Origin of the sequence: Sphingobacterium spiritivorum ATCC 33861, assembly GCF_000143765.1 — a bacterium.
In the GTDB taxonomy this organism is placed as follows: Bacteria; Bacteroidota; Bacteroidia; order Sphingobacteriales; family Sphingobacteriaceae; genus Sphingobacterium; species Sphingobacterium spiritivorum.
On sequence record NZ_GL379773.1, the window covers coordinates 338,265 to 360,045 of the forward strand.

General features: G+C 40.2%; 14 protein-coding genes. 5 read left to right on the forward strand and 9 right to left on the reverse strand.

The window, feature by feature from the left end; genetic code table 11:
• The first annotated feature begins 4 nt into the window (after nucleotides 1-4).
• Nucleotides 5-733, forward strand: coding sequence for an RDD family protein (locus tag HMPREF0766_RS17660; RefSeq protein WP_003000264.1), 729 nt, complete (start codon nucleotides 5-7; stop codon nucleotides 731-733).
• A 48-nt stretch (nucleotides 734-781) separates the two neighbouring features.
• Here HMPREF0766_RS17660 and fabD read toward each other — a convergent pair whose 3' ends face one another.
• From fabD to HMPREF0766_RS17680, 4 genes are all read right to left on the reverse strand, one after another.
• Nucleotides 782-1,666, reverse strand: coding sequence for an ACP S-malonyltransferase (gene fabD, locus HMPREF0766_RS17665; RefSeq protein WP_003000266.1), 885 nt, complete (start codon nucleotides 1,664-1,666; stop codon nucleotides 782-784).
• 43 nt (nucleotides 1,667-1,709) lie between these two features.
• Nucleotides 1,710-2,954 carry a M16 family metallopeptidase gene (locus tag HMPREF0766_RS17670; RefSeq protein ID WP_003000268.1) on the reverse strand — a complete coding sequence of 415 codons (1,245 nt, stop codon included), beginning with the start codon at nucleotides 2,952-2,954 and terminating at the stop codon, nucleotides 1,710-1,712.
• Between the two features lie 142 nt (nucleotides 2,955-3,096).
• Nucleotides 3,097-5,892, reverse strand: coding sequence for an outer membrane beta-barrel protein (locus HMPREF0766_RS17675; protein ID WP_003000270.1), 2,796 nt, complete (start codon nucleotides 5,890-5,892; stop codon nucleotides 3,097-3,099).
• Between the two features lie 13 nt (nucleotides 5,893-5,905).
• Nucleotides 5,906-6,655 (reverse strand): hypothetical protein, encoded by a 750-nt coding sequence (locus tag HMPREF0766_RS17680; RefSeq protein WP_003000272.1) that lies wholly within the window; start codon nucleotides 6,653-6,655, stop codon nucleotides 5,906-5,908.
• Nucleotides 6,656-6,840: 185 nt separating this feature from the next.
• Between HMPREF0766_RS17680 and HMPREF0766_RS17685 the strand changes: the two genes are divergently transcribed.
• Nucleotides 6,841-7,437, forward strand: coding sequence for a ribonuclease HII (locus tag HMPREF0766_RS17685; protein WP_003000274.1), 597 nt, complete (start codon nucleotides 6,841-6,843; stop codon nucleotides 7,435-7,437).
• A gap of 28 nt (nucleotides 7,438-7,465) precedes the next feature.
• On the opposite strand, the gene HMPREF0766_RS17690 is transcribed toward HMPREF0766_RS17685, so the two are convergent.
• From HMPREF0766_RS17690 to HMPREF0766_RS17705, 4 genes are all read right to left on the reverse strand, one after another.
• Nucleotides 7,466-9,955 carry a YfhO family protein gene (locus HMPREF0766_RS17690; protein ID WP_003000276.1) on the reverse strand — a complete coding sequence of 830 codons (2,490 nt, stop codon included), beginning with the start codon at nucleotides 9,953-9,955 and terminating at the stop codon, nucleotides 7,466-7,468.
• A gap of 142 nt (nucleotides 9,956-10,097) precedes the next feature.
• Nucleotides 10,098-10,784: a potassium channel family protein gene (locus tag HMPREF0766_RS17695; protein ID WP_003000278.1), complete on the reverse strand. Its 687-nt coding sequence runs from the start codon at nucleotides 10,782-10,784 to the stop codon at nucleotides 10,098-10,100.
• Between the two features lie 9 nt (nucleotides 10,785-10,793).
• Nucleotides 10,794-12,470, reverse strand: coding sequence for a TrkH family potassium uptake protein (locus tag HMPREF0766_RS17700; RefSeq protein ID WP_236590610.1), 1,677 nt, complete (start codon nucleotides 12,468-12,470; stop codon nucleotides 10,794-10,796).
• 153 nt (nucleotides 12,471-12,623) lie between these two features.
• Nucleotides 12,624-14,414, reverse strand: coding sequence for an AsmA family protein (locus tag HMPREF0766_RS17705; protein WP_003000282.1), 1,791 nt, complete (start codon nucleotides 14,412-14,414; stop codon nucleotides 12,624-12,626).
• 132 nt (nucleotides 14,415-14,546) lie between these two features.
• Here HMPREF0766_RS17705 and HMPREF0766_RS17710 point away from each other — a divergent pair, with 132 nt between their 5' ends.
• Nucleotides 14,547-15,587: a hypothetical protein gene (locus HMPREF0766_RS17710; protein WP_003000284.1), complete on the forward strand. Its 1,041-nt coding sequence runs from the start codon at nucleotides 14,547-14,549 to the stop codon at nucleotides 15,585-15,587.
• Nucleotides 15,553-17,949: a hypothetical protein gene (locus tag HMPREF0766_RS17715; protein WP_003000286.1), complete on the forward strand. Its 2,397-nt coding sequence runs from the start codon at nucleotides 15,553-15,555 to the stop codon at nucleotides 17,947-17,949. Before HMPREF0766_RS17710 ends, HMPREF0766_RS17715 begins: the two co-directional genes overlap by 35 nt.
• On the opposite strand, the gene rsgA is transcribed toward HMPREF0766_RS17715, so the two are convergent.
• A complete protein-coding gene (rsgA, locus tag HMPREF0766_RS17720) occupies nucleotides 17,946-18,866 on the reverse strand; it encodes a ribosome small subunit-dependent GTPase A (protein ID WP_003000288.1) in 921 nt (306 codons plus the stop codon). The genes HMPREF0766_RS17715 and rsgA overlap by 4 nt on opposite strands.
• Before the next feature lie 117 nt (nucleotides 18,867-18,983).
• On the opposite strand from rsgA, the gene polA reads away from it, so the two are divergent.
• Nucleotides 18,984-21,776 (forward strand): DNA polymerase I, encoded by a 2,793-nt coding sequence (gene polA / locus HMPREF0766_RS17725; protein WP_003000290.1) that lies wholly within the window; start codon nucleotides 18,984-18,986, stop codon nucleotides 21,774-21,776.
• The last annotated feature ends 5 nt before the right edge of the window (nucleotides 21,777-21,781 follow it).

A 21,781-nucleotide genomic window follows, 5' to 3' on the forward strand; every position in this document is an offset into this window, starting at 1 on the left:
ATATATGAATAAGCTCTTAATAAATACCCCTCAAAACGTAAAATTTGAATATAATTTGGCCACTTTAGGTGCCCGGATTATTGCCTTTGGGATAGATCAGCTTATTGTTATAGCTTATGTTATTCTTGCCGTTCTTATTTTGAAGTATTCCGGAGCAGCCTTTTTATCAGATTCATGGACGACAATGGGGCTCTATAGTTTGTTTATGCTTCCGGCTTTCTTTTATCCGTTTGTCATGGAAACCGTCCTTTCAGGGCAGACACTAGGAAAAAAGATAATGAAAATCAAGGTTGTCAAAATTGACGGCACAAGAGCTACTGCTTATCAGTATTTTATTCGTTGGGTATGTTCCATTGTCGATATTTTCCTTTGCATGGGAGCATTGGGAATGAGCAGTATTATTCTATCTAAAAAGGGACAGCGTATCGGAGATCTGGCAGCAGATACCACAGTGATCAGCACGCAGACGAATACGCAGCTCAGCCATACTTTGTTTGCAGAAATAACAGCAGAGAGAGCTGTTACGTATCCACAGGTCGTCAAATTAAGCGATCAGGATGCCAACACTATAAAAGATGTTTTTAATAAGGGATTTAAGCGTAAGGACTACAATATTATCTGGGCTTTATCCGCCAGACTTGAACAGATATTAGGTATTCAGCGGGACAGAAATCCGGAAGAGTTTATCGATATTATAATAAAAGATCATTATACGATATTCCGCGACAAATAGAAAAATCCCATTCGGTTGAATGGGATTTTTCGTTTTATGTTATATCAATTATACTGTTGCAGCTGAAGTTGGAATCTGACGATCTACCTTCTTCACCAGTCCTTGCAACACATTGCCCGGACCTACTTCTACAAATGCTTCTGCTCCGTCACTAAGAATATGCTGTACTGTCTGAGTCCAGCGAACAGCTCCTGTCAATTGTGCAATAAGATTTTCTTTAATTACAGCAGGATCAGTCTGCGGTTTTGCATCTACATTCTGATAGATCGGACAAACAGGGCTTTTGATGTCTACCGCCTCGATAGCCGCCTGCAGCTCTACACGTGCAGGTTCCATCAAAGGAGAGTGGAACGCGCCACCAACGTTAAGTTTCAAAGCTCGTTTAGCACCAGCAGCCAACAACAACTCACAAGCTTTATCCACTCCTGCTACTGTACCCGAGATAACCACCTGTCCGGGACAGTTAAAATTCGCAGCGACAACCGTCTCCTCTACTTTAGCACATGTTTCTTCGACTATGGCATCTTCAAGACCCAAAATCGCAGCCATTGCTGAGGGCTCGATTTCAGTCGCCTTTTGCATAGCATTCGCACGTTTGGCTACCAATTGTAAACCGTCTTCAAAAGTAAGTGCTCCTGCAGCGACCAATGCTGAAAATTCACCTAATGAGTGTCCTGCAACCATATCCGGCTTGAAGTTTTCGCCCAAAGCTTTCGCAAGGATTACAGAATGCAGGAAAATAGCAGGTTGTGTTACTTTGGTTTGTTTCAACTCTTCATCCGTACCATTGAACATTATGTCGGTGATACGAAATCCTAAAATATCATTAGCCTGTTCGAACAGAGCCTTTGTTTCATCATTCAAATTATACAAATCCTGGCCCATTCCTACAAATTGAGCGCCCTGACCCGGAAACACGTAAGCTGTTTTCATATTTTATCTTGATTGTTAATGGAACAAATATACTTAAATATCCCTAATCCTCTTCCGAAGGCACAAAACTTAGAGAGGTCATCTTATCCGTATCAAAGATATCTTCTAATATTTCTTTGGCAGCATCTGCAGACACCTCATCAATTTTTTGAAAGACTTCATCCAGCGTTATTACCCGATCATAGTCCATGATATTTTTTGCCACAGCAATGATCATACTCATTCTGTTTTCCTCTGCCAGCGCAATCTGCCCCTTAAATTTATTCTTTGCTTTTTGAAGTTGTGCCGCTGTAAGACCATGCGCTTTCAGTCTATTCAATTCTTTGAAAACAAGGGATACCGCCTTTTTTGCTTTCTCCTCATCGGTTCCCAGATAAATGGAAAAAATCCCTGTATCCGAAAACATGGAATAATTTGATTCAATCGTATAAGCGATACCGTACTTTTCACGGATAGATAAGTTCAGAATAGAACTCATACCCAATCCTCCCAGCATATTATTCAATAATAACAGACCGGTTTTTCGTTCATCCCGTATACCATAAGCCTGCGTACCCAGCATATAATGTACCTGATTTATGGGTTTCTCCACCCGAATATGTTGCGGAGCATGCACCGGAACAAGCGTTCTGTCTCTCTGAATAACAGCTGTCTCGATCTGCCCGAAAATACGATTGACCAGTTTTTCTATCTGCATTTTTTTATAATCTCCGGTAATACCGATAACAATATCATTGGTATTATAATTCCCCTGCATAAAACGAAGTATATCGCTTTTTTGCAAGCCGATCAACTGATCTTCTATTCCCAGAATATTATGCCCTAAGCCGGAATCTGCGAATAAAATATCTTCAAAATCATCAATAATAGCATCTTCAGGGCTGTCCAGATAGGATGCCATTTCATCTACAATGACGCTTTTTTCCTTTTCCATCTCAATATCAGGAAAAGTGGAGTGAAATATAATATCTTCAAACAGGTCCAGTGCCCGGTCCAGATACGGATTCAAGACAGAAGCGTGAATACAGGTATACTCTTTCGTAGTATAGGCATTCAAATCTCCTCCTACCGTCTCCAACCGGTTTAAGATCTGATTTGTATTTCTTCGTTCCGTTTGTTTAAATAGCAGATGCTCTATAAAGTGTGCTACGCCAAATTTTCCGTTTTCTTCATCACGGGAACCGGCATTGATAAGAAGACAGGTATGTGTGATCGGAGTTTGCTGGGGATATAAAACTATCCTAATGCCATTCGATAATCGAATAATCTCATATTCCATTGTAGTCATCTAAAAATATTATGGGTGTTCAATATACTTCGTATTCCAATACCTACGATGTATAGGATTGTGCAAAACTACATAATTATAAAACAAAAACGGCTGCAGTCTTACAGAACTACAACCGTTTGTCGATTTCAAAGGTATAAAATTACATTCTGGGTGGACGTCCTCCTCCTGGAAATCTATTATCTTCCTGCGGACCTACACCTCCTGCAAACTTGGAGAACTTGTAAGTAAACATCAGCATGAAGTAACGGCCGAGTCTGTTGGTCCGGCTGTCAGAGATCTGAATATCTGAAAATGTTCTTGAAATATTCGTCTGCTCATTCAGCAGGTCAAATGCCTGTAAACGGAGCGTACCTCTGTTTTGCTTCATAAATTTTTTCTCCACATATGTGTTTATAACAAACGGGTTTTCGTTATACGCATTACCCTGATAGAATGTCTTGGACAGATCTGCGCCAAAAATAACCGATGGTGAAATATTAACAGATCCGATCAAAGTCGGTGCATAAGACTGCATCACGACTGTTGTATTATTAAGGGTATTGTTGGTATGATTCCACGAGTATCTGAAACCCGGATTTATCTCCAGATTTTCGGAAGGGTTATATCTGAACATCACCCCTTGGTTTAAGGCCCAGTTTTTAGCAAGATTCAGCTTTCCGTCCGTATATGACGGATTATTATTATAGGTCAGACCTCCCATAAAGTTTATACTATAAGTCTTACTCTTGAATGACCGTCCGTAATGATAGAAACCATTCAGACTAAATGCTCCGTCCTCATTCAGGTAATTAACTTCCTGTATTATACCCAATCCCGGATCAGTTCTTCTGAAATTATTGGACACAATTTTATCCTGCGTCAATGTTCCGTTCAGCATCACAAAGAATGTTTTTCCTTTTTGAAAATCGGAGGAATTAAACCGGAATCTCAGATTATGCCGAAATTCAGCTGCCAGATCCGGATTACCCGTAACCACGTTTGTCGGATTAGAGTTATCTGTGAATGGCTGTATCTGTGTGATAGATGGCTCATTGGAATTTCCGGAATAGTTGATCTGCAAATTCTTCTGACGATTGAATTTGTACTCGAATCTGGCAATCGGGATAAAATTAAACCCATTGCGGTGAATATTGATTTTATTCCCGTCCACTATCGCATCTCCATCTAATATGGAAGGCTGTACCGAAGCCCCGATAGCATATTTGATTTTATCATTATTGTAGCTGTAGTTGGCTCCTACACGATGTGTACTAAAGGAATAATCATACATACGCTCAAAATTAAAGTCATCGTCATCCAGAACTGATCCGTCAAGGTTATATGCTTTCTGATTGCGGTTATTGTCATAGGTATTGACATTATAATCATACGAGACTTCCAATTTGCCAAACTGGCTCAACGGTTCTATATAGGATACACTTGCACCTCCGTTCCAGCTTTTATTGTCAAGCTCAGCCAGCGTTCTTCTGTAAATACTATCCATGGTAATGGTGCTGTTGTTGGGATCGCCGACTAAGGTCTCAATAATACGGTCCTGATCTTGTTTGGTTCCCGAAGAATTGATGTTCATATTGAAAAAAATATTTCTACCCTTATCATTCAGACGTCTGTTATACAAAGCACTGATGCCCACATTCGGACTCCTTGAAGAACTGTACGAGTTGTTGGATTCAGTATTATACAGCACTCCGTTTAAGAGATTTTCATTGTGACTGTATGTGTCAGTCGTTGTTTTTCCATAGCCTAGCTGAGGTGAAATTTTAATAAAATCCTTTGCTGAAGGTTTCCACTCCAGATTTGCTTCAAATCTGTGGGTATTCCCGATTGTATTTGTGGTAGACTCGGTATTCTTGTCTAATGTAGAATCGGGATATAAAAATTTGTTGAGACTGGAGGAAATGACATCATTGTCATCGTGACCATAGCTATAGCTACCATATACAGTCACCTTATCATTATAATCCTGCCTGTAGTTTAATCCGAATGATCCTGTATTAGTAATTCCGTTAGCACCGCCGAACATACCGCCGCCACCTCTGGCACCACCGCCACCCTGGCGTCTTCTGGCTCCGCCACCTTGTGTATTAAAGTCAAATAGCGGGGCATTGATATTGTTCAGGTTTCCTAACGCGGAAATTTGCATACCTTCTTTCATCGCCAGGATCATCCCTGTAGCCTGATAACGGTCTTCAGTTCCGTAACCAAGTCGTAATGTAGTCGTATATCCTTTATTTTTTGCCGGGTCGATCTGTATATTCAGGATTTTTTCGGCATCCCCAGTTTTATTACCTGTCAGATTAGCCACATCTCCATAATCATCAATAATCTGAATCTTCTCAATAATATCTGCAGGCAGATTTTGTGTTGCAGTCTTCACATCTCCTCCAAAAAAGTCTTTGCCATTGATACGGATACGCTTTATCTGCTCTCCCTGTGCTGTCACTGTTCCATTTTTATCTACTTCTACACCTTCCAGTTTTTTTAAGGCATCTTCTACCAGTGCTCCGTCCCGTAATTTCAGATCGCGTGTAGTATATTCCAGTGTATCACTTTTCACCACCACCGTCGGAACACCGTCGACTACGACTTCCTCCAGCATGGTACTGGTAGGCATCAGCTCAAAACTCGGAATGGACAGACTGTTCTGTCCCGCCTGGAAGGCAAATTCTTTCTCAAAAGTTTCATAACCTATACTGCTTACCTTGATTTTAAACTTTTCTCCCTTTACATTGCTGAAAGAATACATACCACTCATTGACGAGCTGGTACCCACCGAATCTTTATCTGAAATCAGTGTGACTGATGCTCCTGCCACCACACGGGATTTGCTGTCCCTTAGAAAACCCTGTACGCTTTTACCTGTTTGCGCTAATGCACTGGTAGCCGCTATACAGAAGACGATAAAAAAAGCAGCATACTTTTGAAGTATTTTCATATGTATATAATTATTAATTCTGTTCCAGTATGGTCAATATCCACACCTCTGTTTGTACTTTACTTTGATTTTTAGGCATTTGTGGTGTAGCGTATGATCTTCCGCCGGCAACGGCCCTTCCCTTGTTAGCCCTGGCCGATCTGGCCATAACTGACCACATTGTATTTAACTGTAACTGAATTCCGACAGGACCTTTATCCTTATCTATGGCTAGTCTTGAAACCGGCAATACAGCCTCATAGCACAGATTATCGTGTTCGTCGATCCGTATTTGCGCCTGAATTCCATAATTATTTGAGAAAGAAAGATTTCCATTTACTAATGACTGAAACCCTGAAATCTGATATCCTCTTGCTGTGTTAAGCAACACTTGTCTGATATCCTGGCCTTTATATTCATCAGATTGTGCCAGTTCCCGTATATCTTCGCGGTCAGCAACAGGATATATCAACTCGGCTCCATCCTTTTTCTTTACATTACCATGTACTCCCAACGTTATACCCCAGCGCACGACATCTCTCTGTAGTTCTTTATCTTTGATTTTGACCGCTGCATACAAGTATTCTCCGTTTCGGGCAACAGAATAGCTCCAGGAAGAATCCTGATTAACAGCAGTAAGTTTCCCTGACCATTCCTTCAGCTGTCCGTCTATCACTACATTATCAATTGCAGGAAGACTTACAACAGGTTGTTTTGATTTCTTCTGCCCATAGCCGGACGTTGAAATCAGGAAACATATACATATGATGAGAATTTTCTTCATAAACCGGTAATCGTGATGAACAAGGGATTGGACGTAAAGAATTGCCAAAGGTTTGTTCACTATTCGTTTTCGTTACAAAAGAACTGATAAGAAGTGTTAATTACTGTAAAAGCGGGTTAATCACAGAGAAGTTACATTTTCATCCCGGCTTAAGAAATATTACTTTTGAAGTTTAATTGAATACCATGCTATTATCCACATTTCAGATAGAACGTATAGAAGCCGGTTGTGATGAAGCAGGAAGAGGCTGTCTTGCGGGACCCGTCTTTGCCGCTGCAGTTATTTTTCCAAAAGACTATCATCATGATCTTCTTAATGATTCCAAAAAATTAAGTGAGAAGAAACGAATGGCTTTACGTCCCATTATTGAGCAGGAAGCTCTTGCTTTTGCAGTAGCCAGTGTTTCTGCTGAAGAAATTGACAAAATCAATATACACAATGCATCCTATCTGGCCATGCATCGTGCATTGGATCAGCTACAAGTAAAGGCTGAATACATTATTGTAGACGGAAACCGCTTTATTCCTTATCCGGAAGTTTCACATACCTGTATTATCAAAGGGGACGGGAAATATCTTTCCATTGCAGCTGCGTCTATATTGGCGAAGACCTACCGGGACGAGTATATGGAAAGTATAGCCTGCGATTTTCCTGCCTATGACTGGTTGCAGAATAAGGGCTACCCTACTGTCAAACACAGAAATGCGGTACTTGCATACGGACTAACGCCACATCACAGAAAAACCTTCAGAATAACCGATCCGCAGCTCAAATTATTCTAAAGGTTTTTAAATCTTATTTAATAAATATTTAGTTGGTCCGTTTCGGTTTTTCCGGTTCCGGACCTTTTTTCTTATCTTGACGTACGCCATACCAGACCGCACCTGCTAACCCAAGCACCAGAATAACTGACGCTATTCCAGAAAGAAGATTCGTAGTTTTGACCGATTCCGGAGCAAAGATAAATTCAATCTTGTGGTTTCCTCCAGGTACCTGCAATGCTCTCAAAATATAGTCTGCACGGATAATCGGTGTCTCTTTACCATCGATATAGGCTTTCCATCCCTTATCATAGAATACTTCAGAAAATACAGCGAATGCATCATTTGGTGCTGTATATTCATATTTCAAGGTATCCGGATGATACGAAGTCAGTGTAATAGAGGAATTGACTGGCAAACCTAAGCGACCCGCATCAATCTTATCCTTGAATTCCTGATTGACAAAAGCCTCTTTCTTGGGATCAAAACTACCTATAGCCTGCATCTCTTGTGCATTGTCTTTCACAAATGTCACTTTATCAACAAACCAGGCATTGCCCGGAGCAGAACTTCTTCGAACTACTTTCTGAGCTCCGTTTGAAGGATCTGCTGTAATCAGGTAGCGAACATTGAACATATCCAGTACGTCTTCATTTAAAGCCCCGTTAAACTGATGTTCCAGAATCTCCTGAAAGCGCATCATTTTGGCCGCATGGTAGCCTCCTAGATTTTTATGGAAGTAAGATGCTGTAGCATCTGAGAACGCATTTGTTGTAAGATCCAGCACACGATAACTTGGATCCTGATCCAGACGAATCAGCTGATCAACCTCACGCTCTGGAATCCGGGTGGAAGAAGGGTTTGCAAAAGAATCATCATTCAGGTAGCGTTTATCCACAGACCACAGATCTGCAAGGAAGATCACTCCCAAAGCAACAACTAATACAGTATAATTTAATTTCTTTTTCAGGTAAAACCAGATCAGACCAAATGTCAATGCAACAATGAAGAATGAACGCCAGGCATCTTTACTTGCAAGCGAAGCACGATCCTTCACCAATGCTGTCACGGTTTCATTTGCAACAGTACGATCTCCGATCTGCTGCGTGAATACTTCCACAAGATCCTGATGCTTAGAGTTACGAAGGCTCAGGAACATATCCGGAACTAACGCAATCAAAAGACACAAACCTCCTACACCTATGAAAGTGTAAAGTACTTTCTTATCCAGATTTTTGATTTCAGAAGAACGGTTAATCAACTCATTGATACATAATATCGCCAATATAGGGATCAGCAATGCCGCAATGACCAATATGGATTCTACAGCTCTGAACTTATTATACATCGGGAAGTAGTCAAAAAACAAATCCGAAATAAAAGGGAGATGACGGCCAAATGAAAGGAAGATGATAAGTGCTGTAGCTCCCAGAATCCACCACTTAATGCGCCCTCTAACTATGAATAGTCCCAGGACAAACAGAAATAATATACTTGCGCCAAAATACCAGGGACCTGCAGTGAATTGTTTTTCTCCCCAGTAGGATGGCATTTGTTTTGCGATTTGTGCGGCCTGCATTGCAGAAGCACCTTTCGATTCATAAAGTTTGGCAACATGTGAATTTTCATCCAGAACTCCTTGTGAACGACCTCCGTAAGCATTAGGGATCAAAAATGTAATGGTCTCCCCCACACCCTGACTCCAGTCGTATGCATACTGTTTATCCAGCCCTTTTTGTTCATTTGCCTCATCGACTTTGATGATATTGGCCTTACCACGGGTAGAATATTTACTGTATTCGTAAGTAGGATACAATACAGATGCGTTGACCAGTACAGCAAGAATAACCGCTGTTAACTGAACGCCCGTCGCCTGTACGAACCCCTTTATTCTCTTTTCTTTGATCGCATGGTACAGTTCGATACCGACCAGTACCAACAAAGCGATAAACAGGTAATAGGTAACCTGAATATGATTGACACGAATTTCTAAAGCCATTGACAAGGCCAGAATAGCTCCGCCTAAGAGAAATTTGCCCCGATAGCACAGAATAACTGACCCGATAATCGGTGCCATATAGGCAATAGCATAAGCCTTATTCACGTGTCCGGCTTCTATATAAATAAAATTATAGGATGTAAATGCGACAGCTATCGCTCCTACAGCAGCGAGCCAGGGTCTTACCTTGAGGACGCAGAACAAAAAATATGCTCCTATAAGATACAGCAATACAACATCTATTGGTGTTGGAAAAACTGTTTTTAAACCTCTGGATATATATGTGCCGACATTGCTGCTATGCTCCGCCCAGATCTGATAGGTGGGCATACCTCCAAACATAGAATTTGTCCAGTTTGGCGCATGTCCGTCCTTGGCTTTATAATCAAATAATTCTTTCTGACTTGCCTCTGCCTGCAGCACATCATGTTGTGCCAAAGTCTTACCCTGCCATATAGGTGTAAAATAAAAAAACACCATAACGATGAAGATTCCGACAATCGTAAAGTGTACTGCATTTTCCTTAAACCAATTTTTCATTTACTCTAAATAGGTTGTATGTAATGATTAAGCTCCAAAAATATACAAATCATTTTAAAATTCGTCAGAATAACAAAAAAGGATTTCAGTGTTGTATGACATGAAATCCTTTTCTCGGCACTACATGCTCAGAAGTTGTAAGCTATTCGCCCTTTTGGATCAGTTTTTTAATATTCGAAAGTTCTCCGAATAAGACGAGTAAATCCTCTTCCCTGAGCATGGTATCAGATTTGGCAATTCCTGTTGCTTCTTTTATCTTCACATTTTTACCTTTTTCCAGCACATCCCGCTGATTGACAGTTGTGAGTACGATCACCCCGTAACTATTAGTGAGATTTGCCTGTTCCAAGGTCATCCCGATATATTTTGCAGGTACTTTAGTCTCTACAATACTGTATTTGTCCGAGATCTTGAAGGAATCTACAATATCAATATTATCCAGGCGCATGGCTAGTCGTTCCGCAGCCTCTTCCTCCGGCATGATGTATTCATCGATTTCCATTGCTTCCATAACTGTCTTCTGTAAATCAGACACTACACGACCAATAATACGTTTCACGTGAAGCTGCTTCAATAAGGCTGTAGTAAGCATCGAGGCGCCCTCGTCTTCACCAATGGCCACAATAACAGCATGACTGTCTCTTAGTGGCAGAGCGCTCACAGAATCGCGATCTGTAGTATCCATACATACCGTATGAGTCACCCTGTCCTTCAGTTGTTCGACAATCGTAAGATTTTTATCGGCACCGATTACCTCATGTCCCAACTCGGTGAGGTGTATAGCCAACGATTTCCCAAAATGTCCCAAACCTAATACGATATATTTCATGCTGATAAATTAGAATAATATTTTTTCACTCGGATAGACATAATTTCTATTCCGCATATTTTTTATAAATGCAACAAGCAGCGTTAACGTGCCTACACGCCCTACAAACATGGTAAAGATAATGATAATCTTACTAGCCGGACTCAGAGAGGGAGTGACACCCAAAGAAAGTCCACAGGTCGTATAAGCGGATACCGTTTCAAAAAGAAGCTCTTTCATTCCTTTGCCGGGATCTGAAAAATTGAGCAAAACAAAAGAAATTCCAATCGTAACTCCCGAAAGCAATATAATGGCAAACGCCTTATTTACAGATTCGGGAATGATTCTTCTTTTGAAAATGTCTATAGAATCTTTTCCTCTTGCCAGAGATAAAATATTCAATAACGCAATGGCTACGGTCGTCACTTTCACACCTCCTCCCGTAGACCCGGGAGAAGCTCCGATCCACATCAAGGATGTCACCATAATCACAGTAGGACCACTCAGAAAATTAAGATTTACACTATTGAAACCAGCAGAGCGGGAAGCATTCGTCATAAAAAAAGCGGATACGATCTTGCCATACCAGGTCTCATCCTGCTGCAGCGTATTGTTGTATTCAAACAGAAAATAAGAACTGGTCGCCAACACGACTAGGATAAGATTACAAATCAGTATAAATTTAGAATTAAAGCTAAAAGGCCAGGGTTTATGAACATAACTGCGCTTTAAGATCAGCTTGCAAAACAGCGCCTGAACCTTTGTCTTTGCATAGGTATAAAAATTGTAAACTGTTCCAAAGCCTAGTCCTCCGAAAACAAATATCATGGCGAGCGCTAACTGAAAGTTATAGTTATACCGGTAATCCGCATGCTGTATCCCATCCGGAAGAATAGAAAACCCGGCATTACAAAACGAAGAGACAGCATGAAAAATAGAAAAGAAAACCTGATCACCAATAGAATTAAACAGGGTTGGATCCAACGTAAAATAGATAGAAACAGCACCTATAAATTCGAATAAGAGTGTAATGAAAATAATCGTCAGTAAAGTACTGATTACCGAGTTAAGTTTATTCTCTTCCAGTATCTCCCCAAACATCAGTTGATTTTTAAAGGAAAATCCACCGGAAAAGAAGTACCCGAAAAAACCAGTAAAAGTCATAATTCCCAATCCGCCGATCTGGATAAGAACCAGAATCACGGTCTGTCCGAACATGGAAAAATTAGAAGATATATCTGTCACTGAAAGTCCTGTAATACAAACTGCACTAGTCGCCATAAACAAGGCATCTATAAAAGTCAAAGGAGCGACTAAAGTGGTGCGGGGCAACATAAGAATCAAAGTGCCGATAAGGATCAGCACTAAAAAACTGATGACAAAAAGAATCGTAGGATTAAAGTAAAAGTTATCAAAAAACAGACTGTTTTTTGATAGTGCAGATAAAAAGATGAGGTATATTCCGAGATATATCCACTCTTCTTTATTAAAAAATGAAAGTGATTCAAGTCCGGAAAGCCGGGCAAGGGTGATAAAGAAAAAGTAGCCAATGATTACAAGTCCTGAAATATTGGAAACCCCGATTCTCTTTTGAACTAATATCGATGATACGGTACGAAATCCTTCTAACAGGAACAAACCAAAGAACATTCCGTGTATAACAACTTCGAATACTTTCGCAATCTTAGGATCTGTTATATATCCCACATGCAAAATAACAGCAAATGCACAGATCATGCTCACGTAGAACATGCAAATGTCTATTATCTTGTTTTTGTATTTAAAAATAAACTTTAAGAAACCTAACATCCTCTTTTCTGCTGCAACTGTAAGGTAGCAAAGATAGCCACCTCCTTTCGTTTATTTCTTTTCCTTTTTATCTTCTTCTTTCTTATCCTTCTTTTTGAAGATGGAATTGAAGAATTTCTTGGTCTTACTGATTGTTTCCGTTGCCGTTTCGGCCTTCCCCATAAGCTTCGCTTCACGCTCAGGAGTCATACCGACACATTGTTTGATTCCTGCGAGCAGACTTTGCCATAATGTTTTGAAAAAAGGATATTGCGGAACACGCTTGTAATTAACATTTCCCACATGATAGACTTCATTTGCATCAGGATTACTGTCATTCAGAATAAAACTATTGACTAAAAAAGAAATAGCACGCTTAGAGACCTTCTCTTCACCTTTGCCTTGCTCATTCAGGATATTTATTTTTAGATGATTGTAATCGAATTTGAACGTTCCCCAATTGCGGTAATCATTGGCTTTATAATCAAAATTGATTCTTTTGATATTCCCGGATGCAATCTCCACATTTAGCAGCGGTCGCAGGATTCTGTTAAATGCCGTAGCATTCATCGCTCCTACCGAACCCTTATACGTATGTTCACCCTGCTTACTCAGCATATCAAATCCAAATTCGACTTTTAACAGTCCGGAGCCCATAATATTGCTACTCAGGTTGGCCATCATCCATTTGTTTTTCTTAAGCGCTAAAGAATCGTTGGTTACATTCGTCAGATAACCTCTGGTATGGTCAAAAGAAATAGAACCCTCTTTCAGATATTTATTACTAAACTCTGAATAAGTCACATCGACATTTTCAACCAGAACCGTATCTAACCGAAGCAGCCCCTTTAACTGAAGCAATTTTTGATGAGGAGACTGCCCTATCTTGTTTTCGGATGGACTATGATATCGTTTATCCGATGAAATTACAACAGATCCGTTTCTGATCTGCGCACGTCTGGCCGTCAGTTGCTTATTCCGCATCAGATTCTTAAAGTCCAGATTTTCAAAACGAACAGTATCAAACCGCAGCGAGGCAATTGAGCCTCCGGATCCTTTCTTTTTGTAGAAAGCATCCTTTTTTAACTGCGGAACATAAGAGACTTTAGTCAGCAGGATATTCTGTTCTTCCGTATTGATCTTCAGCTTTTCAAATCCGACCTTATACAATCCGTTAGGAAGAGGATACTCAAATTTCGGCACCTCCAGTTCGATCATTTTGGTATGGTAGAAGCGAAGAGAATCTGAGATTGATGTCGAATCAATTAGCACATCTCTCACCCGTAGATTAACCTTTTCAATCTCCATATGTGATGACCTGCCTTTGTCAAGCTGCGTATATTTAAAGGAAATATCTTCAACTTTTATACCTCCGATCTGAATCGTATTTAAAAATTTCCTGACGCTCTCATACAGCGTCTTTTGCGGTTTGGTAGACACCGTATCATTGTAGGCATGGTATTCATTCATCAGATGAATCTTGGGACTTTCGAATTCGATAGATTCGATCTTAAGCTTCTTTTTCTTTAAAATATCAATAATATTGAAGCTCACTATTTTAAGTTTGGAAACTTTGATATGAACCCTGTTGTTAGGCGCCTCTTTGCGCTGGTCCATCTGCTTATAGACATTGGAATCCGGGATAAGCTCCACATTCCTGACAACCACATTTCCAAGACCGGGATTTATATCCAGATCATCATATTTCAAGGTGTAAAGACTATCGCTGGCATCTTTAATTGCTTCCTTTAACTGATCCTCTACAATGGGCTTCCAATGTATACTTAGATACCAACTTGCACTTACTACCGCAATGATAAGAAATGCAACTACCCCGATTACCCATTTCCAAACTGGCTTCATCCTTTAAATTTATAATGATCTTTACTTTTATTTAATTATCAATCCGTCATAAAACAACTGCGTATGCTATTATGTTTTAAGACTGTATATTATTTTGGCTTCACTCGTATAAATATCTTACTTTTACTCTAAATGATTTATAAGAACATACACGTATATTTTTGTCTCTTCGCCCTGTTGTTACTGATAGCTGTGAGTTGTCAGAGTCCTCAGAAAGAGGTTTCATTTTACTATTGGAAAACAACATACGCATCCGACTCGATTATTCAAAACAGTCTCAACCAGCTCCATACCAACAAACTGTATGTAAGGATTATGGATATAGACATGCAGGAAAACGGACGTGAACCGATACCCATTTCGCCTATTACTTTCAAAGATACTCTTCCGGCAGATATGCAGATCGTTCCGGTAGTTTTTATCAACACCCGAATCTTTCAATCCATGGACAGTCTTACAATAAGAGGGTTAGCCCACAAAATCGTGCCATTTGTGATTGAAAAAGTAAAACAGAGCGGCAATACTACATTCGGAGAGTTACAACTGGACTGTGACTGGACAGCCTCGTCCCGTGACAAATTCTTTTATCTGATCGAATTTATGAAGACTTTTCCGGAGCTGGCAAATGTAGAACTCACTTCCACCCTGAGACTCCACCAGATCAAAAACATCAAAACCAGCGGTATACCTCCTGTATCGAGAGCTATTCTTATGTGCTATAACATGGGGAACCTCCGAAAATTCGGAACCCAAAACTCCATATTGAATCAGGAAGATCTTAATCTGTATCTCAAAGATCATTTAGGAAACTATCCCCTCAAGCTCGATGTTGCACTACCTCTGTTCGAATGGTTCGTTGTATTCCGCAATCAGGAGTATGCGGGAATTTCCAAAAAAATCAATAAAGAAAATCTGGATAATACCAGCTTATTTACCCGTAATCCAAACACAAATCTGTATGTATTGAAGCAGGATCTTCCTGAAAAAGGACTGATGAAAAATGATATCATAAGATATGAGTTTGTTTCTGAAGAGGACCTGTCAAAAACGGCTTCATTTTTGAAGAAAGAATTAAAGAAAGAAGATCGAAACATTGTGTTCTATCATCTGGACAAAACAATACTATCAACATACCCGAATGAAACTTTACAAAAAATCATTAATCGTCTCTAGTCTGTTTCTGGCGGCATATTTTGGTGAAATTGCAGTGAATATTGCCTGTGGTCCGGAAATGGATCCTTACGATAATCAAACATCCTATTTTCTGCCTAATATAGAGGCAGGAAGCTATTCGGCCTTTCAATATATACCCTATAGATTTCTTTACTCAGAAGAAGAACCTCAGAGTGAAGCCGTGATTAATATCCGAGAATGGACAGATTACCTTGGGAAAAGCGTAAAACCAGAAGATGTACAGGCATTGATGTATAAAGCAGACAGTGCGAGTGTAGTTTCATTCCTGGCGGCTACAGATCAGAAACAATTACCGGACTCCTTATCAGGAAACACATTTGCCATAAAACTATTGGAGCCAAAATCAGTAGCTGCAAAAGAATATTTCAGCCTCACAAAGGAGGCTGAAAATTTAACTTTCGTTCCTTATAATTATTGGGATCCTGCTCCGGTAGATTATTCCTCTATACTGGATATTGCCGAAAAAGCTGAAGAAAAAATCGAAACATTTCCTGCGAATAGCTTCTTGAGATTAAGATATTCTTACCAGGCAGCAAGATTGTATCTGTATGCAAAAGAATACGATAAATCTATCCTGATATATGAAAAGTATATCGCACCTGTAAAATCTAAAAGTGCACTGATGGGTTGGGCATTATCCAACTATGCCGGTGCAAAAAGATGGAACGGAGAAAAAGCTGAAGCTGCATTTTTATATGCTAAAGTTTTCTATTCCAACCCGGAAAGAAGAGTATTGGCTTATAAAAACTTCCACTATATAGATATTCCTGATGAAGAAGTCACAGCCTTATCCAAGACAAAACAGGATCAGATCAGTCTTGCAGCATTGCTGGGTTTTTCCGCGTCGGACATGACAATGGAATATTTGAGAACTTGCTATACATTGGATCATAACAATGAAGTAGTGGGTATGTTGCTAACCCGGGAAGTAAACAAGCTGGAATCTGCTCTGATCACACCGTATTCCTTAAACTGGACATACTACAATCCTTTCGGCAGTCCTGAAGAACAAGAAAAATCACAAAAACATGCTCACGAACTGCGTGATTTCGCACTCCAGCTATCCGGAAAACAAAAGAGTCTGGGACTTCTCACCGCCGCTTATACCAGCTGGCTGATTAACGAAAATGAAGCCGCTCAGGGATATTTGAAAAAAATAAATGTTAAAAAACTTCCGGAACCAATTCTCGACCAATTCCGTATTACCGATATGCTGACCCAACTCACCGATTGGAAAAAAGGACGTGAAGTTAATGAAGATAAAATGGTCTCCACGCTCGACTGGCTTTCTGAAAAGTCTAAGGGAGAGCAACGTAAAGAAAATGATCAGTATTATTACGGCTATGAAGGAAGCCCGTACAGCCTTATCGGCAAAAACATCTTAAGCAATATTCTGGTGCCTCAGTATCTGGCAAAAGGCGACACTGCCTTAGCGAGCCTGGCGGCATTAAAAGCGGATATATTCAGCAATAACAACTATGTACAGGATACGCTTGAAAAGAATTTCAACTATTCTACAGACATATTCTGGAAGAAATATCTAACCTCTTCATCTATAATAGAAATACAGAATTATCTTCAAAATCCGGAGCAGCAGAAAGGCATAGTCAAATATCTGCTTCAGGGAATCAGCAATACTGATCAGATGGCAATCACAGAGCTTTTAGGAACGACCTATCTCCGTACACATGATTACGAAAATGCCGTCAAAACTTTAGAAAAGCTTCCGAATACATACACCTATCAATCCTATAATGACTGGTATTCAGATCAGACCGTATATGCCAATCCTTTCATTACAATGAATAACGATTACCCAAAAGAGAGAGGCACTGATGTATTCGACAAGTTGGATTTCGCCAGACAGATGCTACAGTTAGAGAAAAAACTCAAAACGGAAAAAGATCCACAAAAACAGGCAAATATCTATTTTATGATGGCAAATGGAGTGTATCAAACCTCTACCTTCGGAAATGGATGGATGCTGATAAGCTACAATTGGAGCTGTTATGATCCATACACTGCGCCTGAGGTAGACTGGGAATACGACTATCTGCAGGGAAGACAGGCAAAGCGTTGGTATGAAAAAGCGCGTACATTAAGTAAAGACAACGAATTCAAAGCGCGTTGTACTTTCATGCTTGCAAAATGCCAGCAAAAAGAATTTCAATATTCAAATGAAGAGCGATGGAAATATTATGAATTCTTCTCACAGTCTCCGTTCTATCTGTATAGCTTTAACAATCCATACTTTAAAGAACTAAAAAACAACTATTCCAAGACACAATATTACCAGATCGCGGTTAATGAGTGTTCTTATTTACGGGATTTTATTAATTAATTGCGGGTATTCTCGTTATGGTAGATACTCAGGTAGCTATCATAACGGGAGGCCTCAATAGCTCCGTTTTCCACAGCCTCCATCACTGCACAACCCGGCTCATTCACATGACGACAATTGTTAAAGCGGCATTTATTGAGCAAAGCCCTCATTTCAGGAAAAAAATGAGATAATTCCTGCGGTTCTATATCTACGATTCCCAGTTCGCGTATACCAGGTGTGTCAATGAGTTTGCCACCAAAGGGCAGATCCATCATCTCCGCAAAAGTAGTTGTATGCTTCCCTTTATCTGACCAGTCCGAGATACTTCCTGTTTTCAATCCGGCTTCCGGAATCAACGCATTGATTAACGTAGATTTGCCTACACCCGAATGCCCTGATACCAGCGTGACCTTATCTTTCAACAGATCTTTTAGTTCTTCCACATTGATTCCTTCCAGAGCTGAGACCTTGTAACAAGGATAGCCGATAGATTCGTAGATCTGTTCATATTCCTTCAGAATATCCAGACCTTCATCACTGAACAGATCCAGTTTATTAAAAACTAACATAGCAGGCACACTGTACGCTTCGGCAGTCACTAAAAAGCGGTCAATAAACCCCAGTGATGTCGGAGGAGAAGCCAGTGTAACCACCAGAAGAGCCTGATCCAGATTAGCACCTATAATCTGTGTTTGTTTAGAAAGATTGACAGATCTGCGGATAATATAATTGCGGCGAGGCTCCAGATGCCTGATCACACCACTATCAAGGTCCGGCTCCAGATCAAATTCAACCCAATCACCAACAGCCACAGGATTAGTACTTTTGATACCATGGGTACGAAACTTGCCCTTTATCCGGCATTCATAACGACGGCCATCATCCCCCAGCACCAGATACCAACTCCCTGTAGACTTTGTCACCAAACCTCTCATACCCTATCAAAAATGATTTCAGCCATTTGCTCCATGTGACAAAAGTCGTAAAAATTTATTAATCTTCGGAAGTATTGAATTTATTACCTTTGTGAATACACCGTTAAATAAGATTTTGTGAAAAAACTATTTCTTCTAGATGGAATGGCGCTCATTTACAGAGCCTATTTTGCATTAAGCAAAACACCGAGACTCACATCAAATGGCCTGAATACCGGCGCAATAATGGGATTTACAAACACCTTACTGGAAGTTTTGAAAAATCAAAAGCCCACTCATATTGCAGTCGTATTTGATATTGATGCACCTACAAACAGACACATAGAGTTTGAGTCATACAAAGCGCATCGGGAAAAAATGCCTGAAGACCTGTCTGCCTCTATTCCATATATCTTCCGATTGATAGAAGGATTCAATATCCCCATCATTACAAAAGATGGTTATGAAGCAGATGATATCATCGGAACTTTAGCCAAAGAAGGAGAGCAAAAAGGATTTACGGTATATTGTATGACACCCGACAAAGACTTTGGTCAGCTGGTCTCTGATAATATCTTTATCTATAAACCAGCCCGAATGGGAAATGGTGCAGAAACACAAGGAGTGCCCGAAATACTGGCGAAGTGGGAAATTTCGGATGTATCACAGGTCATCGATATTCTCGGTCTATGGGGTGATGCTGTAGACAATATCCCCGGAATACCAGGGATCGGAGAGAAAACAGCAAAAAAATTGGTACAGGACTTCGGTTCAGTAGAAGGAATTATTGCCAATTCGGATAAACTGAAAGGCAAAATGAAAGAAAACGTCGAAACTTTTGCCGAACAAGGTCTTCTTTCTAAGCGTCTGGCAACTATACAATTAGATGTTCCGATCGAATTTGATGAAAAATCACTGCTCCTTGAAGATCCGAATAAGGAAGTACTGGAACCTCTGTTTGCCGAACTGGAGTTCAGAACATTAGGGAAACGTGTCTTTGGTGAAGATTTTTCTGTCGCTGATACGACGGGAAAAAACTCTTCCGGTCAGATGGATCTGTTCAGCACGACAGTCAATGACTTGACTCCGCAACAGGAAGAGATTCCTCCGGTAGCAAGCAACAATATTGATAATACAGCACACGAATATATTCTCGTGGATAGCAGCGAAGCACAACAAAAACTGGCAAAAGAACTGGCTGGGCAAAAAAGCTTCTGCTTTGATACCGAAACTACTGGCCTTGATGCCTTAGTCGCAGATATTGTGGGGCTATCTTTTGCATTTGAAAAAGGCAAAGCATACTATGTCCCGACTCCCGATTCACGTGAACAGGCTTTGGAGATTGTAAACATATTTAAACCCGTTCTCGAAGATGCAAACATTGAGAAAGTAGGTCAGAATATCAAGTATGATATCTTACTGCTGTCCCGATATGACGTAAAAGTTAAAGGGACGTTATTTGACACTATGCTGGCCCATTACCTGATCGATCCGGATACCCGTCACGGGATGGATGTACTGGCAGAAAATTATTTGGGATATATCCCTGTTTCAATTACCAAACTCATCGGAGAAAAAGGTAAGAAACAAGGGAATATGCGGGATGTAGAAATTGAACTTATAAAGGAATACGCATCTGAAGATGCTGACATCACCCTGCAGCTAAAAGAAAAATTCGAACCCTTACTGGAAGAAACAGCTACTCTTAAATTAGCACAGGAAGTCGAGTTTCCACTTGTATATGTTTTATCTGAAATTGAAAAAAATGGTGTTAAAATAGATGTGGATGTGCTTTCTGTGTTTTCCAAAACTATAGAAGAAGATGTCCGTAATCTGGAAGCCAGTATTTATGAAAAAGCCGGAGTCAAATTCAATATTGCTTCACCCAAACAGTTAGGAGAGGTATTATTTGACAAATTGCAGCTCGATCCGAAAGCTAAAAAAACAAAAACCGGACAATACAAAACAGGTGAGGATGTATTACTGACACTCGCCAACAAATCTGACATCGTTCAGGATATTCTGGACTTCAGACAGCTTCAGAAGTTGAAATCAACTTATGTGGATGCATTACCCGGTCTGATCAATCCAACTACAGGACTCATACACACGAGCTATAATCAGGCTGTCGCTGCAACAGGCAGATTAAGCTCGACAAATCCTAATCTTCAAAATATTCCGATCCGTACAGAAAGAGGCCGTGAAGTACGAAAAGCATTTATACCAAGATCCGAAAATAACGTGATTCTATCTGCCGATTATTCCCAGATCGAATTAAGACTAATGGCTGAGTTGAGTCAGGATGCAAATATGCTCGAAGCGTTTCAAAAAGGTTATGATATTCACCGCGCAACAGCAGCAAAGGTATATGGACTGGAACTTGATGAAGTCTCTTCCGATCAGCGAAGAAATGCTAAAGCCGTTAATTTTGGAATCATTTATGGTCAATCAGCCTTTGGCCTGTCGCAAAGTTTAGGTATACCCCGTCGCGAAGCCGCCGATATTATAGATCAATATTTTCAACAATATTCCGGAATCCGGGATTATATGGCTAAAGCGATAGCCTCTGCAAAAGAAAATGGATTTGTAGAAACAATACTCAAAAGAAGACGTTATCTGAGAGATATCAATTCGGCAAATATGACCGTTCGTGGTTTTGCAGAACGAAATGCCATTAACGCACCTATACAGGGCTCCGCTGCTGATATGATAAAAGTAGCAATGTTACGCATTCAGGAAGATATTGAACAACAACAACTGTCCGGTAAAATGATCATGCAGGTACATGATGAGTTGGTATTTGATGTTCCGTTGGATGAAGTGGAAAAATTCAAGACACTCATTCAAAACAGAATGAAGACAGCGATCCCCCTGCAGGTACCTATAGAAGTAGAGATCGGACAAGGAAAAAATTGGCTGGAAGCACACTAAACATT

Excerpts from the sequence above, each read along its gene's own strand:
- HMPREF0766_RS17680 (WP_003000272.1), bottom strand. The coding sequence starts at position 6,655 with ATGAAGAAAATTCTCATCATATGTATATGTTTCCTGATTTCAACGTCC.
- HMPREF0766_RS17715 (WP_003000286.1), top strand. The coding sequence starts at position 15,553 with ATGAAACTTTACAAAAAATCATTAATCGTCTCTAGTCTGTTTCTGGCG.
- HMPREF0766_RS17710 (WP_003000284.1), top strand. The coding sequence starts at position 14,547 with ATGATTTATAAGAACATACACGTATATTTTTGTCTCTTCGCCCTGTTG.
- HMPREF0766_RS17660 (WP_003000264.1), top strand. The coding sequence starts at position 5 with ATGAATAAGCTCTTAATAAATACCCCTCAAAACGTAAAATTTGAATAT.
- HMPREF0766_RS17675 (WP_003000270.1), bottom strand. The coding sequence starts at position 5,892 with ATGAAAATACTTCAAAAGTATGCTGCTTTTTTTATCGTCTTCTGTATA.
- rsgA (WP_003000288.1), bottom strand. The coding sequence starts at position 18,866 with ATGAGAGGTTTGGTGACAAAGTCTACAGGGAGTTGGTATCTGGTGCTG.
- HMPREF0766_RS17670 (WP_003000268.1), bottom strand. The coding sequence starts at position 2,954 with ATGACTACAATGGAATATGAGATTATTCGATTATCGAATGGCATTAGG.
- HMPREF0766_RS17685 (WP_003000274.1), top strand. The coding sequence starts at position 6,841 with ATGCTATTATCCACATTTCAGATAGAACGTATAGAAGCCGGTTGTGAT.
- HMPREF0766_RS17705 (WP_003000282.1), bottom strand. The coding sequence starts at position 14,414 with ATGAAGCCAGTTTGGAAATGGGTAATCGGGGTAGTTGCATTTCTTATC.
- HMPREF0766_RS17690 (WP_003000276.1), bottom strand. The coding sequence starts at position 9,955 with ATGAAAAATTGGTTTAAGGAAAATGCAGTACACTTTACGATTGTCGGA.
- HMPREF0766_RS17695 (WP_003000278.1), bottom strand. The coding sequence starts at position 10,784 with ATGAAATATATCGTATTAGGTTTGGGACATTTTGGGAAATCGTTGGCT.
- fabD (WP_003000266.1), bottom strand. The coding sequence starts at position 1,666 with ATGAAAACAGCTTACGTGTTTCCGGGTCAGGGCGCTCAATTTGTAGGA.